Genomic DNA, 17,091 nt, shown 5'->3' on the forward strand with positions numbered 1-17,091 from the left:
GAGAGCGGCCGCCGGGCAGGCGGTGCGGAGGAGAGTGAAGTTCGATGACGAGCCCATTTCAGTCCGGTCAGACACCGGGCACCGCGCCCACTGCGCGTGGTGCGTTGCCGACGCCGCCGAAAGGCTGGCCGATCGGTTCCTACCCGACGTACGCGGAGGCTCAGCGTGCGGTCGACTACTTGTCCGACCAACAGTTCCCGGTGCAGCAGGTGACGATCGTCGGGGTGGACCTCATGCAGGTCGAGCGGGTCACCGGCCGCCTGAGCTGGCCCAAGGTGCTCGGTGGTGGTGTGCTGTCCGGTGCCTGGCTGGGCCTGTTCATCGGGTTGATCCTCGGTTTCTTCAGCCCCAATCCGTGGAGTGCGCTGCTCACCGGCCTCGTCGCGGGTGTCTTCTTCGGCTTGATCACCTCGGCGATCCCCTATGCGATGGCTCGCGGCACAAGAGATTTCAGTTCGACGATGCAGCTGGTCGCCGGCCGCTATGACGTCCTGTGCGACCCACAGGGTGCCGAGCAGGGGCGAGATCTGCTGGCACGCTTGACCATCTGACCGGACGCGCTGCCCCACGCCGGTCACGGTGGCAAAGGTCCGCAGGTCACGATTGTGACGCGGCGCGCCCAAACTGTTGGACATCCGCCCCGCTGGGCTCTACGGTTTGCGCGCGGGAGCCGCTCCGGCGTCGTGGGGGCCGCTCCGGCGGCGAGAGATGACTCGGACGGGAGACAGAGCGGTGCGTGCTCGGCGGCTATGTGCTGCGGCAGTGGCCGCGTTGACGACGGCCTCGATGGTGTCGGCTTGCGGTAAGGGCGATGACGGGATCGTCATCAACTACTACACCCCGGCCAACGAGATGGCGACGTTCACCGCCGTGGCCAAACGCTGCAACGCCGAATTCGGCGACCGTTTCACCATCAAGCAGGTGAGTTTGCCGAAAGGCGCTGACGACCAACGGTTGCAGCTGGCCCGGCGGCTCACCGGCAACGACAAGACGCTCGACATCATGGCGCTCGACGTCGTCTGGACCGCCGAATTCGCCGATGCCGGCTGGGCCGTGCCGCTGTCCGAGGATCCGGCCGGCGAAGCCGAGTCCGACGCAGAGTCGAACACCCTGCCCGGGCCGTTGGAGACGGCCAGGTGGAAAGACAAGTTGTACGCGTCTCCGATCACCACCAACACCCAACTGCTCTGGTATCGGGCCGATTTGATGGATGAGCCACCGTCCACCTGGGACGGCATGGTCGCCGAGGCGACGCGTCTGCACGCGGCGGGCAAGCCCAGTTGGATTGCGGTACAGGCCAAGCAGTACGAGGGCCTCGTCGTGTGGTTCAACACCCTGCTGACCAGTGCGGGGGGTCAGGTGCTCTCTGAGGACGGCAAGACCGTCACGCTGACCGACACCCCGGAACACCGCGCGGCCACCGTCAAGGCGCTGCAGATCATCAAGTCGGTGGCCACCGCGTCCGGCGCCGATCCGTCGGTGACCCAGACCGATGAGGCGACCGCCCGCCTTGCACTCGAGCAGGGCAAGGCCGCACTCGAGGTCAACTGGCCGTTCGTGCTGCCCTCGCTGCTGGAGAATGCCGTCAAGGGTGGGGTGAACTTCCTTCCGCTCGACGATCGAGCCGATCTTGCCGATGCCATCAACGATCTGGGCACTTTCTCGCCGACTGACGAGCAGTTCGAGTCGGCCTACGAGGCCAGCAAGGATGTGTTCGGCTTCGCGAATTACCCGGGGGTCTCCGAGGGCGAGCCGGCGAAGGTGACCATCGGCGGGCTGAACCTCGCGGTGGCCAAGACCAGCCAGCACAAGGCCGAGGCATTCGAGGCCATCCGTTGCCTGCGCAATGTCGAGAACCAGCGCTACACCTCGGTCGAGGGCGGCCTGCCCGCGGTACGTGAGTCGCTGTACGACGATCCGGCATTCCAGGCCAAGTACCCGCAGTACGCGGTCATTCGTGAGCAGTTGACCAACGCCGCGGTCCGTCCTGCGACCCCGGTGTATCAGGCTGTGTCCACCCGCATTTCGGCCACCCTGGCCCCGATCACCGACATCGATCCGGAGCACACCGCCGACGAGCTGACCGAACAGGTGCAGAAGGCCATCGACGGCAAAGGGCTGATCCCGTGAGCACCAAGACCGACAACCGGGCCTCCGAGCGCAAGCTTGCGTTCGTGCTCATCGCGCCCGCGGTGATCCTGATGATCGCGGTGACCGCGTACCCGATCTGTTATGCCGTGTGGCTGAGTCTGCAGCGTTACAACCTGGCCGCCCCTGACGACACCGCTTTTGTCGGGTTCGCCAACTATCAGACCATCCTCACCGACCGGTACTGGTGGACGGCGTTCGCGGTGACGCTGGCGATCACGGTTGTCTCGGTGGCGATCGAGTTCGTTCTCGGTATGACACTGGCACTGGTCATGCACCGCACCATCTTCGGCAAGGGCGTGGTCCGTACCGCGGTGCTGATCCCGTACGGCATCGTGACCGTGGCGGCCTCCTACAGCTGGTACTACGCCTGGACGCCGGGCACCGGATACCTCGCCAACCTCCTGCCCGACGGCAGTGCCCCGTTGACCGAACAGTTGCCCTCGCTGGCCATCATCGTGCTGGCCGAGGTGTGGAAGACCACGCCGTTCATGGCGCTGCTGCTGCTGGCCGGGCTGGCCCTGGTGCCGCAGGATCTACTCAATGCCGCCGAGGTCGACGGGGCCGGCCCGTGGACGCGGTTGGTGAAAGTGATTCTGCCGCTGATCAAGCCGGCCATCCTGGTCGCGCTGCTGTTCCGCACCCTCGACGCGTTCCGGATCTTCGACAACATCTATGTGTTGACCGGGGGAGCCAACAGCACCGGGTCGGTGTCGATCCTGGGATATGACAACCTGTTCAAGGCGTTCAACCTCGGACTGGGTTCTGCCATCAGCGTGTTGATCTTCCTGTCGGTGGCCGTCATCGCGTTCGTCTTCATCAAGTTGTTCGGTGCGTCGGCGCCCGGCGCAGAGGTGGAGGGCCGATGAGCGCTCGCGCGAAGAGCAGAGGGCAGTGTTCATGAGCCGGCAGGTGGGTGCGCGACGCGCGACCGGGTGGACGGTCGTGAACATCCTGGTGGTGCTCTACGCGTTGATACCGGTGTTGTGGATTCTGTCGCTGTCGTTGAAGCCGACGTCGAGTGTCAAGGACGGCAAGCTGATTCCGTCGCAGATCACGTTCGACAACTACAAGGGCATCTTCACCGGGAACATCTTCACCTCGGCGTTGATCAACTCGATCGGCATCGGTCTGATCACCACGGTGATCGCCGTGACCATCGGCGGCATGGCCGCCTATGCGGTGGCGCGGCTGAACTTCCCCGGCAAGAAGTTGCTGGTGGGCGTGGCCCTGCTGATCGCGATGTTCCCGCAGATCTCTTTGGTGACACCGATTTTCAATCTGTGGCGCAGTATCGGCCTGTTCGACACTTGGCCCGGGCTGATCATTCCTTACATCACCTTCGCGCTACCGCTGGCGATTTACACACTCTCGGCGTTCTTCCGCGAGATCCCATGGGATCTGGAGAAGGCCGCCAAGATGGACGGGGCCACCCCGGCGCAGGCATTCCGCAAGGTGATCGCTCCGTTGGCGGCCCCGGGCATCGTCACCGCGGCCATCCTGGTGTTCATCTTCGCGTGGAACGACCTGCTTTTGGCGCTGTCGCTGACCGCGACCCAACGGGCGATCACCGCACCGGTGGCGATCGCGAACTTCACGGGTAGCTCCCAATTCGAGGAACCGACCGGCTCGATCGCGGCCGGCGCGATGGTTATCACCATCCCGATCATCATCTTTGTTCTCATCTTCCAGCGGCGCATCGTCGCTGGTCTGACATCCGGTGCGGTAAAGGGGTAATTGGATGGCCGAAATTGTGTTGGACCGGGTCACCAAGAGTTACCCCGATGGTGCGGGCGGTGCCAGGGAGGCTGTCAAAGAGTTCTCGATGACCATCGCTGACGGCGAGTTCATCATCCTGGTGGGGCCGTCGGGCTGCGGAAAGTCGACCACCCTGAACATGATCGCCGGGCTCGAAGACATCTCGTCGGGTGAGCTGCGTATCGGTGGTGATCGGGTCAACGAGAAGGCGCCCAAGGACCGCGACATCGCCATGGTGTTCCAGTCCTATGCGCTATACCCGCACATGACGGTGCGGCAAAACATCGCCTTCCCGCTGACCCTGGCCAAGCTCAAGAAGGACGAGATCGCAGCCAAGGTCGAGGAGACGGCCAAGATCCTGGACCTGACCGAACTGCTCGACCGCAGGCCGGCACAGTTGTCCGGCGGGCAGCGTCAGCGGGTGGCGATGGGCCGGGCAATCGTGCGCCGTCCCAAGGCATTCCTGATGGATGAACCGCTGAGCAATCTGGACGCCAAGCTGCGCGTGCAGATGCGCGCCGAGATCTCGCGGCTGCAGAGCCGGCTGGGTACCACCACGGTCTACGTCACCCACGATCAGACCGAGGCGATGACCCTGGGTGATCGGGTTGTGGTGTTGCTGGCCGGGGAGATCCAGCAGATCGGCACGCCCGACGAGCTGTACAACAACCCGGCGAACCTGTTCGTCGCCGGGTTCATCGGATCGCCGGCGATGAACTTCTTCCCGGCCACATTCACCGACGTCGGGGTGAGGCTGCCGTTCGGCGACGTCACCCTGACCCAGCAGGTGCATGACCTGTTGGAGCGTCAGCCCAAGCCGGACAACATCATCGTCGGGATCCGTCCCGAGCACCTGGAAGACGCGTCGCTGCTCGACGGGTACGCGCGGATCCGGGCACTGAGCTTCCCGGTGCGCGCCGACATCGTCGAGTCACTCGGTGCCGACAAGTACGTTCATTTCACCATCGAGGGTGCCGGCGCCGAGGCGGCGCAGCTGGCCGAGTTGGCTGCCGATTCGGGCGCCGGTGCCAATGAGTTCGTGGCCAGGGTGTCCGCCGAGTCCACGGCGGCGGGCGGTCAGCAGATCCAATTGGCTTTCGACACCTCGAAGTTGGCGATCTTCGACGCTGAAACCGGGGTGAACCTGACCCGCACCGAGCCGGCCGCCGAACCCGAGCCGGCCGCGGAACCTGAGCCGGCCGCGGAACCCGAGCCGGCCGAAGTGGCCGGAGAACCGACAGAAGAGTGATCGACGTCCTGGCCGCCGTTCGCGCCGCTGTGGGCGAGCACTTCAACGTGGCGGGAATCACCGCGGAGCCCGTCAGTGCCAGCGTCACCTTCCTGGGCACCGAGCGTATCGACGTCCTGCGGTTCGGACCGGATCTACGCGGCGGCGGTAGTGGGCAGGATCTGTATCACTATGTGACGCTGGGTTGTTCGCGTCACCCGATGTTCGACCCGACCGAGCTGGTCTCCGATCCGATCCACGGTCCCCGGGCCGAGGTGGTGCTGTCGCTGCGGGGGCCGACGCCGGGCGGGCTGGCTCGATCACTGGCCGTCCTGGCCGCTGCGCCCGCGGTGGAGGGGCTGGTCCTGGAGGCCGACGCGCTCATCGACCTGGAGACACCGTTGTTCGACTCCGGACCGTTCAGTGCATTCCTGTTGGGTGCCGGCGATATCGGCGACGTGGCCCTGCCCGATCCGTTGTCCGCCGTCACCGTGTTCACGGCCACCCCGATCACCGCGACCGAAGCGGCCTGGGTGCGTCTGAAGGGGGCGGATGCGATGCGGGAGGCCTGGCGGACCGACGGGGTGGACGTGCTCGATCCCACCCGGAGGGCAGCGAGCCCGAGCTAGAGCCAGTCGTTGTGGCGGAACGTGCGGTGCAGCGCGAAGCAAATGACGGCCATCGCCACCAGCACGGCGGGATAGCCCCAGGTCCACTGTAATTCGGGCATGTGCTCGAAGTTCATCCCGTAGATCCCGGCCATCGCGGTCGGCACCGCGGCGATCGCCACCCACGCCGAGATCTTGCGCATGTCCACGTTCTGCTGCATGGCGACCTTGCCGAGAGCGGCCTGCACCAGCGAGCTGAGCATCTCGTCGTAGCTCGTGACGCGATCGGAGGCCTGCACATTGTGGTCGTGCACGTCGCGCATGTACCTGCGCACCTCGACCGAGATCAGGTCGTTGTGGTCGGTGAGCAACCGCGCCAGCGCGAGGGTCAACGGCGCCACCGCACGGCGCATTTCGACGACCTCCCGCTTGAGCAGGTAGATGCATTCGATGTTGGTGTGCGTGCCGGGGGAGAAGATGTCCTCCTCCATGGAGTCGATGTCGGTCTCCATCAGATCGGTCACGTCGAGGTAGCTGTCCACCACGTGGTCGGCGATCGCGTGCATGACCGCGAACGGGCCGAGTTTGAGGATGGCAGGCGAGGATTCGAGCCGTTTACGCACGCCGGCCAGCCCGCCGTGTTCGCCGTGACGGACGGTCACGACGAAGTCCGGACCGACGAAGATCATGATCTCGCCGGTCTCGACGATTTCGCGCGCGAGTGCCACCGACTCGTGCTCGACATAGTTGATTGTCTTGAGCACCAGGAACAGGGTCTTGTCGTAGCGCTCGAGTTTGGGACGCTGGTGGGCATGCACGGCGTCCTCGACGGCCAGCTCGTGCAATCCGAAAACGTCTGCCACCGCCTGCATCTGGAATTGGTCGGGTTCGTGTAGCCCGATCCAGACGAACGCTTTCTGACCCGCTGCCTGTAATTCACGGACCTTGTTCAGCGCCGCGGCGTGGGTGTATTTGCCGGGTAATCGGTCGCCGCCGCAGTAGACACCGCAATCGACCATGGCCCGGGCGACCGGAACGTGGATCGACTTGGCGTCGGGGTCGGCGGGCCGGGTCCTTGCGGTCGAGCGCAGAGCCGGCGGCAAGGCGCGGAATGAGGGCATGATCTGCGACCTTCCTGCGCGGTGTGCAGCAACCTGATCGGCACACCGAATGCTACGCGCAGTTACTGTTAAGTAACGCTCACCAGCGGGGAACCCGACAATGTGAGAAATGGCATTGAAGTACCCTTGCGCCGTGTCGGAAAGTACAGTCGCCTCCTCGCCCGAGCGCTCGTCAGCGGAGCGCACCCCGCAAGTTGTCATCGAAGACGCCGAGATCTTCGATCACCATGAAGGCGGAAAGCTCTCGGTCGAGTTGAAGGAGCCGCTGGATACCCAGCGTGCGCTGTCGATCGCCTACACCCCTGGCGTCGCCCAGGTGAGCCGGGCGATCGCCACTGATCACACCCTCGCGGCCAAGTACACGTGGGCCAACCGCCTGGTCGTGGTGGTCAGCGACGGCACAGCGGTGCTGGGCCTCGGCGATATCGGCCCCGCGGCGTCGCTGCCGGTCATGGAGGGCAAGAGCGCGCTGTTCAAGTCCTTCGGTGGGCTGAACTCGATCCCCATCGTGCTCGACACCAAAGATCCCGACGAGATCGTCGAAACCCTGATCCGGCTGCGTCCGACGTTCGGCGCGGTGAACCTGGAGGACATCTCTGCTCCGCGCTGCTTCGAGATCGAGCGCCGCGTCATCGAGGCGCTGGACTGCCCGGTCATGCACGATGACCAGCACGGCACGGCGATCGTGGTGCTCGCCGCGCTGCTGGGCGCCACGAAGGTGCTCGAGCGTGACATCCATTCGTTGCGTGTGGTCATCTCGGGCGCCGGTGCCGCGGGTGTGGCATGCGCCAACATCCTGCTGAACAAGGGCATCACCGACGTCGTCGTCCTCGATTCGCAGGGCATCGTGCACTCCGGCCGCGACAACCTCAACAGCTTCAAGGCCGAGCTGGCCGGACGGACCAACCCGCGCAAACTCACCGGCGGAGTGGCCGAGGCGCTCGACGGTGCCGACGTCTTCCTCGGGGTGTCCGCAGGCGTCGTGCCCGAGGAGCTCATCGCGACGATGGCGCCCAACAGCATCGTCTTCGCGCTGTCGAACCCGGATCCGGAGATCCACCCCGACGCCGCCCGCAAGTATGCGGCGGTGGTGGCGACCGGGCGCAGCGACTTCCCGAACCAGATCAACAACGTGCTGGCCTTCCCCGGGGTGTTCCGCGGTGCGCTGGACGCTGGTGCCCGTCGGATCACCGAGAAGATGAAGGTGGCGGCTGCCGAGGCGATCTTCTCGGTGGTGGGTGACGATCTGGCGGTCGACCACATCGTGCCCAGCGCGCTGGACCCGCGGGTCGGTCCTGCGGTTGCGGCCGCGGTCGCGGCGGCGGTTGACCCCGAAGAGTCCTGAGTTCACGAATGCGCCGCATGCTGACGTCGGCGCTGCTGGTGCTGTTCGCGCTGGCGTCAGCGGGTTGTGGCCACTCGGCTCCCGCCGCGCTCACGGTCGGGGCTGGGCCGGCGCCCGAGTCGGCGCTGCTCGGTCATCTCTACGCGGCGGCGCTGCGCTATTACGGCGCCCCGGCGGCGGTGACCGAGACCGACGGCTCGCCGGGTGTGCTGGATTCCGGATCGGTGACGGTGCAACCAGGGTTCACCGGCCGGTTCCTGACCGAGCTCAATCCGGCGGCCACGGCGCGCTCAGATGAGCAGGTCTACCGCGATCTGGTGTCCGCGCTGCCCGAAGGTGTCGCGGCCGGTGACTACACCATGTCGGCGCAGGACAAGCCCGCGCTCGTGGTTACCGAGGCGACGGCAGAATCCTGGGGCGGGACGGATCTGAGCGCGTTGCGGCGGAACTGTGCCAAGGTCCGGCCGGGTGCGGTGGCCGGCGCCGAGATGCCGAAGACAGTGGGGTCCTGCGCCCTCCCCGAGGCCGGCAGTTTCCCTGATGGGAAAAGCCTGTTCGCGGCACTGCGCGCCGGGAAGACCAACGCGGCCTGGTCGACGACGGCCGATCCGGCCATCCCCTCAGACCTGACCGTGCTGGCCGACAAGACCGCATTGATCCGGGGTGAGAACGTGGTGCCGCTCTATCGCCGCAACACGCTCAACGAGCGGCAGATCCTGGCGCTCAACGAGATCGCCGGCGTGCTCGACACCGGGTCGTTGGCCGATATGCGCAGGCAGGTCACCGAAGGCAAAGACCCCGCTGCGGTGGCCGATGAGTTCCTCCAGGCGAACCCGCTGGGCCACTAGCGTCAGCTCGGCATGGCCTTTCCGACCGCCGAGGCGAACAGGCGCTGGTACCCGGCGCCGGTGATTCGCACGATGACGTCGAGGATCTTGGCATCGGGCCCGACGAGCACGCGCGCCTTGTTCTTGCGCACGGCTTCGAGGATGATCTTGGCCGCGCGCTGCGGGGTGGTGTTGGCCAGCTTCTTGTCGAAGGACTCGGCGAGCGCCTTCTGATCCAGCCCCTCGGCGGCGGTGGCATTGCGCGCGATGGCGGTCTTGATCCCGCCGGGGTGCACGCACGTCACCTTGACCGGATGCTTGGCCACGATCATTTCCTGACGCAGCGCCTCGGTGAAACCGCGGACCGCGAACTTGGCCGAGTTGTAGGCCGCCTGACCGGGCACCGAGAAGATGCCGAACAAGCTGGACACGTTGACGACATGCCCGTCGCCGGAGGCGATCAGGTGCGGCAGGAACGCCTTGGTGCCGTTGACGACGCCCCAGTAGTCGACGTCCATCACGCGCTCGATGTCCTTGAACGAGCTGACCTCGACGTCGCCGGTGAACGCGATACCGGCGTTGTTGTAGATCTGGTTGACCTTGCCGAAGTGCTCCTTGACCGCGTCGGCATACAGCAGGAAGGCCTCGCGTTCGGTGACGTCGAGCCGGTCGGTCTTCACCTCGGCGCCGATCGCCTTGAGACGTTCCTCGGTGACCGCCAGACCCTCGGTGTCGACGTCACTGATCGCCAACTTGGCGCCGGAGCGGCCGAGTTCGATGGCCAACGCCTGTCCGATGCCTGATCCGGCGCCGGTCACGACGGCGACCTTTCCGGCGAAGCCCTCCATAGAACACTCCCTTGTGTCGTTCGACTTGCGTCGACATTACCCGGTACCCGCGGTCCCGTCTGTGTCGGCTGGCTTGATCGCTGTCACGAGGTGGGTCCCGACGTAGGGGCCGCCCCACCACATCCGCCAGCCTAGATTCCGTCGCTGCACATGCTGCCAGCCACGGGCGCGCAACCGCTCCGCATGGCGCCGGGTTTCCCAGATATCGGCGATGGCCAGCCGGCCGCCCGGGCGCAGCACCCTGGCAGCCTCATCGAGAGCACGTGATCGCCCCGCGCGATCGGGGATGTTGTGGATGGCCAGGCTGCTGACGATGACGTCGACGCTGGCATCGTCGAAAGGCAGGGCGGTCATGTCGCCGGTGTGCACCTCGACCCGGTCGGCGACGCCCTCGGCCGCGGCATTGGCCAGCGTCTGCTCCGGAGAATTGCCGGTCTGATCGGCGCGCCACAGATCGACGCCGAGCGCGCGTCCACGTGGCAGTCGTCTGGCCGCGGCATGCAGCACCGCGCCGCGGCCGCAGCCGAGGTCGAGAAGCGTCTCATCGCCGCGCAGGTCCTGGTCGTCGAGGATGTCGCGCCACACCGCGAACTTTCCGCGGCGCGTGGTGTGCACGAACAACGCCACCGTGGACGCCAGCAGCGCCGCGAAACCCCCTGTGAGCCAGGCGGTCCCGCGTCGACCGCGCCCGGCGTTGACGATCGCCGTGCTCAGCAGTCCGGTGAGTACGCCGCAGAAGATCGCGATCTGGGTGCGCGCGGACACCTTGTTGAAGTCGCCGTCGAATCCGTAGTCCGGGGAGTCCATGGGCTACGAGGCTGCCGCGGCCACCGCGGGCCGCCACACCTCGGCCAGCTCCTCCAGTGGGACTCCGAGGGCGTCGCTCAGGCCGATGATGGTGCCGAACGCCGGGGAGGGGAGGCGGCCGGTCTCGATCTTGCGCAGGGTCTCGGGGGAGATGCCTGCGGAGCGGGCGACATCGTCGAGAGTGCGGGCGCCGCGTGCGGTGCGCAATGCGGCACCGAGTCGGCGGCCTGCGGCGACTTGCTCGGGGCTCAGCGGAGTGCGGACCACGTCACCACGGTAGCGCCGGTATTTGTATACCGCTAGGGTTGGTATTTAAATACCGAAAAGGGGTCCGACATGATCGAGTTGAAGACTGCCGACGAGATCGAGCGCATGGGCGTCACCGGGCGCTTCGTGGCCGAGGTGCTCGCCGAGTTGAGCCGGCTCGCCGATGTCGGGGTGAACCTGCTCGACCTCGAACTCCACGCCCGTGACATGGTCGAGCACCGCGGTGCCGAGTCGTGTTACTGGGACTACGCCCCCTCATTCGGCCGTGGCCCTTTTCGCAATGTCATCTGCCTGTCGGTCAACGATGCTGTGCTGCACGGCCTTCCGCACGATTACCGGCTGTCCGACGGCGACGTGCTCACCATGGACTTCGCGGTGTCCATCGACGGTTGGGTCGCCGATGCGGCCCGCACCGTGATCGTCGGGACACCCGCGGCGGCCGACGTGCGGTTGGTGCGCGCCACCGAGGAGGCGCTGGCCGCCGGCACCGCCGCCGCGCGCCCAGGGAACCGGCTCGGCGACGTCTCGGCCGCCATCGGCGCCGTTGCCGCCGATTACGGATACCCGGTCAACCTCGAATTCGGTGGGCACGGACTGGGCCGGACCATGCACGAGGACCCGCATGTGCCGAATCGCGGTAAGCCCGGCCGCGGCATGAAGCTGCGGGCCGGCATGACGCTGGCGCTGGAACCGTGGTTCGCCGCCGGCACCGACCGCATCGTTTTCGACCGCGACGGCTGGACCATCCGATCCGCCGACGGTTCCCGTACCGCCCACACCGAGAACACCGTAGCGATCACCGACGCGGGCCCACTGGTACTGACGTGTTGAGCCTGCTGATCAGTGCTCGGGCCGCAGCAACAGGGTGGCGATGACACTGATCACCGCGGTGGCCACCAGATAGCCGCACGCCAGCCAGGGAGCCCCGCCGCCCGCGGCGATCAGGGCCGTGAGGATCAGTGGGGTGAGACCGGAGGCGTAGACGCCGGAGAGCTGATACACCGTGGACAACCCGGTGTAGCGGGTGCGCGTCGGGAACAACGAGGCGTAGAGCGTGCCCTGCGCGCCGTAGAACCAGGCGTGAATGACGCCGAACGCCAACAACATTCCCACCGCATAGGCCGTGATGCTGCCGGTGTTGAACAAAGCGAACGCGGGGAAGACGACGACGGCGTAGGCGGCGATACCCGACGCATAGACCGCCTTCGGGCTGAACCGGTCGGCAAGTAGGCCCGACACCGGCAGCAGCACCGCCATCAGCAGCGCCGCCGCGGTCACCACGATCAGCACCGGCACCTTGCCCAGATGCAGCGTGGTGGTGGCGTACGCGATGGTGAACACACCCCAGGTGTTGAACGCGGCGCCCTCGCCCCACCGCGACAGCAGGCCCAGCACGGTCGAGCGCAGCGCCGGGGGCCGGAAGATCTCCCGGATCGGCACCGATGACCGCTTGTCCTCGCGGCGCAATTCCTCGAACGCCGGCGTCTCGGCCACCCGGAACCGCACCACGACTCCGAAGATCACCAGCACGACACTGAACAGGAACGCGATCCGCCACCCGTAGGTCTGGAACTCCTCGGCCGACAGCCCCAGCTGCAGCAGCACGAACACCCCGGTGCCCAGGGCCAGGCCCAGCGCCAGCCCGACCTGCGGGATGCTGCCGAACAGCCCGCGACGATGCCGGGGGCTGTGTTCGACGGCCAGCAGCACCGCGCCCGCCCACTCGCCGCCGAGGGCGAATCCCTGCACCACGCGCAGCACCAGCAACAGGATCGGGGCGAGCACGCCGATCTGTGCCGCGGTGGGCAGCACACCCATCAGGGCGGTGGCCGCGCCCATCAACAGCATGGTCAGGGCCAGCGTGCGTTTGCGACCGATCCGGTCGCCGATGTGGCCGAACACGAAGCCGCCGATGGGCCGGACGACGAACCCGACTGCGAACGTGGCGAACGCCAGCATCGTGCCGACGAATGAGCTCTGGTCCGGGAAGAAGGTGTGGTTGAACACCAGACTCGCAGCAGTGGCGTACAGGAAGAAGTCGTACCACTCGATCGTCGTCCCGAGCACGCTGGCCAGGACCGCGGTGCGCACCGTGCTGCGGGTGGCGGGCGTCGTCGGGCTGGTCTGGGTGGGTACGGCGACGGGCGTCAGAGTCACCCTAGTTGTCTAGTCACCGCCCGACGCTGAGCCCACCGTTGCGCGCACCCTGATCGAAACCCGCGTCGAAATAAGCGAAATGGTCGCTACCAGCGTGCGGCAGCGACCATTTCGTTGATCTGGCGTCTAACCGAACGCCTCGTCGATGATCTCCTGCTGTTCGACGGCATGCACCTTCGACGACCCCGAGGACGGAGCCGACATCGCACGGCGCGAGATCCGCTTGATCGGGGTGAAGTAATCCGGCAGTACCTCGGGCAGCGTCAGGCCGAGTGACGGCCAGGCGCCTTGGTTGGCCGGCTCCTCCTGCACCCAGAACTTCTCAGTGGCGTTCGGGTAGCGGTCCAGCGTCTCGGCCAGCCGGCGCCGCGGAAGCGGGGCGAGCTGCTCGAGCCGCACGATCGCCACATCTTCGCGGTTGTCCTTGGCCTTGCGGGCGGCAAGATCGTAGTAGATCTTGCCGCTGCAGAGCACGATGCGACGGACCTTCTCGCGGTCGCCTTCACCGTCGGTGTAGGCGGGCTCCTCCAGTACCGAACGGAACTTGTTCTCGGTGAAGTCGCGGATATCGCTGACCGCGGCCTTGTTGCGCAGCATCGACTTCGGGGTGAAGACGATCAGCGGACGCTGGATGCCGTCCATGCCGTGCCGGCGCAACAGGTGGAAGTAGTTGGCCGGGGTCGACGGCACCGCAATGGTCATCGACCCTTCGGCCCACAACTGCAGGAAGCGCTCGATGCGGCCCGAGGTGTGGTCGGGACCCTGTCCTTCGTGACCGTGCGGCAGCAGCAGCACGACGTCGGAAAGCTGGCCCCACTTGGCCTCGCCGGAGGAGATGAACTCGTCGATGATCGACTGTGCGCCGTTGACGAAGTCGCCGAACTGCGCCTCCCACAACACCATTGCGTCGGGATTGCCCACCGAGTAGCCGTACTCGAAGCCCACTGCGGCGTATTCGGACAGCGCCGAGTTGTAGACCAGGAACTTGCCGCCGGTAGGGGTGCCGTCGGTGTTGGTGGCCAGTAGCTGCAGCGGGGTGAACTCTTCGCCGGTCTTGCGGTCGACGATCACGGAATGCCGTTGGGTGAAGGTGCCGCGCTGGGTGTCCTGGCCGGACAGTCGGACCAGTTTGCCCTCCGAGATCAGCGAACCGAGCGCGAGCAACTCGGCGAATGCCCAGTCGACCTTGCCCTCGTAGGCCATCTCGCGGCGCTTCTCCAGCACCGGCTTGACGCGCGGATGCACGGTGAATCCGTCCGGCAGGGCCAGATGCGCGTCGCCGATGCGGGCGAGCAGCGACTTGTCCACCGCGGTCGCGAGGCGCTGCGGGATCTGCTGGTCGGCCTCGACCGATTCGCTGGGCTCGGCGGCGTGCTTCTCCAACTCGCGGACCTCGTTGAACACCCGCTCCAGCTGACCCTGGTAGTCGCGCAGGGCGTCCTCGGCCTCTTTCATCGAGATGTCGCCGCGGCCGATCAGAGATTCGGTGTAGGCCTTGCGGGAGCCGCGCTTGGTGTCGATGACGTCGTACATGTACGGCTGGGTCATCGACGGATCGTCGCCCTCGTTGTGTCCGCGGCGGCGGTAGCACAGCATGTCGATGATGACGTCCTTCTTGAACGCCTGTCGGAAGTCCACTGCCAACCGTGCCACCCAGGCACAGGCCTCCGGGTCGTCGCCGTTGACGTGGAAGATCGGTGCGCCGATCATCTTGGCGACGTCGGTGCAGTACTCGCTGGAGCGTGAATCCGTTGGCGCCGTGGTGAACCCGATCTGGTTGTTGACCACGATGTGGATCGTGCCGCCGGTCCGGTAACCGTTGAGCAGCGCCAGGTTCAGGGTTTCGGCGACGACGCCCTGTCCGGCGAACGCAGCATCGCCGTGCAGCATCAGCGGGACTACCGGGTACTCGCCGGAGCCGTCGGCATCGCGGCCGGGGTCCAGCAGATCCTGCTTGGCCCGGACGAGGCCTTCGAGCACCGGGTCGACGGCTTCCAGGTGCGAGGGGTTGGCGGTCAGTGACACCTGGATGTCGTTCTCGCCGAACATCTGGATGTAGTTGCCGGATGCGCCGAGGTGGTACTTCACGTCGCCGGAGCCGTGGGCTTGGCTCGGGTTGAGGTTGCCCTCGAACTCGGTGAAGATCTGGCTGTACGGCTTGCCGACGATGTTGGCCAGCACGTTGAGCCGGCCGCGGTGCGGCATGCCGATGACGACCTCGTCGAGCGCGTGCTCGGCGCACTGGTCGATCACGGCGTCCATCATCGGGATGACGGTCTCCGCGCCTTCCAGCGAGAAGCGCTTCTGCCCGACGTATTTGGTCTGCAGGAACGTCTCGAACGCCTCGGCGGCGTTGAGCTTGCTCAGGATGTACTTCTGCTCCGCGACGGTCGGTTTGTCGTGCTTGACCTCGACGCGTTCCTGGATCCAGCGCTGCTGCTCGGGTTCGAGGATGTGGGTGTACTCGACACCGACGTGGCGGCAGTAGGCATCGCGCAGCACCGACAGCACGTCGCGCAACTTCTTGTACTGCTTGCCGGCGAACCCGTCGACCTTGAACTCGCGGTCCAGGTCCCACAGGGTCAGCCCGTGGGTGTTGACGTCGAGGTCGGGGTGGCTGCGGAAGCGGGTGTTGTCCAGCCGCAGCGGGTCGATGTCGGCCATCAGGTGGCCACGGTTGCGGTAGGCCGCGATCAGCTCGATGACGCGGGCGTTCTTGTGCTCGATGGAGTCCGGGTTGTCGACGCGCCAGCGCACCGGCTCATACGGGATGCCGAGTTCGCGGAAGATCTCGTCGAAGAACTCGTCGTCCAGCAGCAACTGGTGGATGGTGCGCAGGAAGTCACCCGACTCCGCGCCCTGGATGATGCGGTGGTCATAGGTCGAGGTCAGGGTGATCAGCTTGCCGATGCCCAGGTCGGCGATGCGTTCCTCACTGGCGCCCTGGAACTCGGCCGGGTACTCCATGGCGCCGGCGCCGATGATCGCGCCTTGGCCCTGCATGAGCCGCGGCACCGAGTGCACGGTGCCGATCGTGCCCGGGTTGGTCAGCGAGATGGTCACGCCGGAGAAGTCCTCGGCGGTCAGCTTGCCGTCGCGGGCGCGGCGCACGATGTCCTCGTAGGCCGCGATGAACTGGCCGAAATGCATTGTTTCGCAACGTTTGATCGCAGCCACGACCAGTGAGCGGTTGCCGTCTTTTCCGGGTAGGTCGATGGCCAGACCCAGGTTGGTGTGGCCCGGTGTGACTGCGGCGGGCTTGCCGTTGACCTCGGCGAAGTACCGGTTCATGTTCGGGAACTTCTTGACCGCCTGCACGATCGCGTAGCCGAGCAGGTGGGTGAAGCTCACCTTGCCGCCGCGGGTGCGCTTGAGGTGGTTGTTGATGACGACGCGGTTGTCGATCATCAGCTTGGCCGGGATGGCCCGCACGCTCGTCGCGGTGGGCACGTCCAGCGAGGCGTTCATGTTCTTGACGACGGCCGCCGCGGCGCCGCGCAGTACCTGCGACTCGTCGCCTTCGGCAGGTGTGGGGCCCGATTTCGCCGGCTTGGCCGGTGCGGCCGGTGCGGCCGGTGCAGCCTTGGCGGGCGCAGCCGCCGGTGCGGGCGCCGCAGGCGGTGTGGGCGCCGCAGGCGGGGCGGGAGTTGCTGGCGGTGCGGCGGCAGGCGCTGCCGGTGCGGTCGCCTGACCGTTGGCGACGGTGTTGTCGGTGGTGGGCTCAGGGGAGTAGTCGACCAGAAATTCGTGCCAACTCGGATCCACCGAAGAGGGATCCTCGCGGAACTTGCGATACATCTCCTCGACCAACCACTCGTTCTGCCCGAATGGTGAAGGTGAACTGCTCACGGCAGACACTCGCCTCGATTCTTGTGTCCGGCTCGCCGTCACAAGGAGGCTTGCCGCTTGTGTTCTTCTGTAGGCGGTCGACCCCGCTGGACCGCCGCATAAAGGCTATCGCCTTTCAGCGCCACCTG

15 protein-coding genes are annotated in these 17,091 nt (G+C 66.2%); 9 read left to right on the top strand and 6 right to left on the bottom strand.

Annotated elements, in window-relative coordinates; all coding sequences use genetic code 11:
- Positions 1-44 precede the first annotated feature (44 nt).
- The 6 genes from ACZYZF_RS17210 (at position 45) to ACZYZF_RS17235 (ending at position 5,763) form a co-directional block, all read left to right on the top strand.
- On the top strand, positions 45-551 hold the full coding sequence (locus tag ACZYZF_RS17210) for a YflT domain-containing protein (protein ID WP_463746434.1): 507 nt from the start codon (positions 45-47) through the stop codon (positions 549-551).
- A 181-nt stretch (positions 552-732) separates the two neighbouring features.
- Positions 733-2,130, top strand: a complete 1,398-nt coding sequence (locus ACZYZF_RS17215) for an ABC transporter substrate-binding protein (protein WP_463746435.1) — start codon at positions 733-735, stop codon at positions 2,128-2,130.
- Positions 2,127-3,017, top strand: coding sequence for a carbohydrate ABC transporter permease (locus ACZYZF_RS17220; RefSeq protein ID WP_463746436.1), 891 nt, complete (start codon positions 2,127-2,129; stop codon positions 3,015-3,017). Before ACZYZF_RS17215 ends, ACZYZF_RS17220 begins: the two co-directional genes overlap by 4 nt.
- Before the next feature lie 43 nt (positions 3,018-3,060).
- On the top strand, positions 3,061-3,885 hold the full coding sequence (locus ACZYZF_RS17225; RefSeq protein ID WP_463746583.1) for a carbohydrate ABC transporter permease: 825 nt from the start codon (positions 3,061-3,063) through the stop codon (positions 3,883-3,885).
- A gap of 4 nt (positions 3,886-3,889) precedes the next feature.
- The gene (locus tag ACZYZF_RS17230; protein ID WP_463746437.1) at positions 3,890-5,155 is read left to right on the top strand and encodes an ABC transporter ATP-binding protein; all 1,266 of its coding nucleotides are present in this window, start codon (positions 3,890-3,892) and stop codon (positions 5,153-5,155) included.
- On the top strand, positions 5,152-5,763 hold the full coding sequence (locus ACZYZF_RS17235; protein ID WP_463746438.1) for a suppressor of fused domain protein: 612 nt from the start codon (positions 5,152-5,154) through the stop codon (positions 5,761-5,763). The genes ACZYZF_RS17230 and ACZYZF_RS17235 overlap by 4 nt, the downstream gene beginning before the upstream one ends.
- Here the strand turns inward: ACZYZF_RS17235 and corA are convergent.
- On the bottom strand, positions 5,760-6,863 hold the full coding sequence (corA, locus tag ACZYZF_RS17240; protein WP_463746439.1) for a magnesium/cobalt transporter CorA: 1,104 nt from the start codon (positions 6,861-6,863) through the stop codon (positions 5,760-5,762). The two genes, ACZYZF_RS17235 and corA, sit on opposite strands and share 4 nt — an antisense overlap.
- Before the next feature lie 109 nt (positions 6,864-6,972).
- Between corA and ACZYZF_RS17245 the strand changes: the two genes are divergently transcribed.
- Together ACZYZF_RS17245 and ACZYZF_RS17250 are read left to right on the top strand one after the other, a co-directional pair.
- Positions 6,973-8,208, top strand: a complete 1,236-nt coding sequence (locus tag ACZYZF_RS17245) for an NAD(P)-dependent malic enzyme (RefSeq protein WP_463746440.1) — start codon at positions 6,973-6,975, stop codon at positions 8,206-8,208.
- A gap of 8 nt (positions 8,209-8,216) precedes the next feature.
- Positions 8,217-9,056, top strand: coding sequence for a glycine betaine ABC transporter substrate-binding protein (locus ACZYZF_RS17250; protein WP_463746441.1), 840 nt, complete (start codon positions 8,217-8,219; stop codon positions 9,054-9,056).
- 2 nt (positions 9,057-9,058) lie between these two features.
- On the opposite strand, the gene ACZYZF_RS17255 is transcribed toward ACZYZF_RS17250, so the two are convergent.
- From ACZYZF_RS17255 to ACZYZF_RS17265, 3 genes are read right to left on the bottom strand one after another with little or no spacing between them, the layout of a single operon-like run.
- Positions 9,059-9,883, bottom strand: a complete 825-nt coding sequence (locus ACZYZF_RS17255) for an SDR family NAD(P)-dependent oxidoreductase (protein ID WP_463746442.1) — start codon at positions 9,881-9,883, stop codon at positions 9,059-9,061.
- Between the two features lie 36 nt (positions 9,884-9,919).
- Positions 9,920-10,690 carry a class I SAM-dependent methyltransferase gene (locus tag ACZYZF_RS17260; RefSeq protein WP_463836340.1) on the bottom strand — a complete coding sequence of 257 codons (771 nt, stop codon included), beginning with the start codon at positions 10,688-10,690 and terminating at the stop codon, positions 9,920-9,922.
- Positions 10,691-10,693: 3 nt separating this feature from the next.
- A complete protein-coding gene (locus tag ACZYZF_RS17265; RefSeq protein ID WP_463746444.1) occupies positions 10,694-10,957 on the bottom strand; it encodes a helix-turn-helix domain-containing protein in 264 nt (87 codons plus the stop codon).
- A 69-nt stretch (positions 10,958-11,026) separates the two neighbouring features.
- Here ACZYZF_RS17265 and map point away from each other — a divergent pair, with 69 nt between their 5' ends.
- Positions 11,027-11,788, top strand: coding sequence for a type I methionyl aminopeptidase (map, locus tag ACZYZF_RS17270; protein WP_463746445.1), 762 nt, complete (start codon positions 11,027-11,029; stop codon positions 11,786-11,788).
- A 9-nt stretch (positions 11,789-11,797) separates the two neighbouring features.
- Here map and ACZYZF_RS17275 read toward each other — a convergent pair whose 3' ends face one another.
- The gene (locus tag ACZYZF_RS17275) at positions 11,798-13,108 is read right to left on the bottom strand and encodes an MFS transporter (RefSeq protein WP_463746584.1); all 1,311 of its coding nucleotides are present in this window, start codon (positions 13,106-13,108) and stop codon (positions 11,798-11,800) included.
- A 132-nt stretch (positions 13,109-13,240) separates the two neighbouring features.
- A complete protein-coding gene (locus ACZYZF_RS17280; protein ID WP_463746585.1) occupies positions 13,241-16,912 on the bottom strand; it encodes a multifunctional oxoglutarate decarboxylase/oxoglutarate dehydrogenase thiamine pyrophosphate-binding subunit/dihydrolipoyllysine-residue succinyltransferase subunit in 3,672 nt (1,223 codons plus the stop codon).
- Positions 16,913-17,091: the final 179 nt, after the last annotated feature.

Source organism: Mycobacterium sp. IDUB_24 (genome assembly GCF_055419385.1).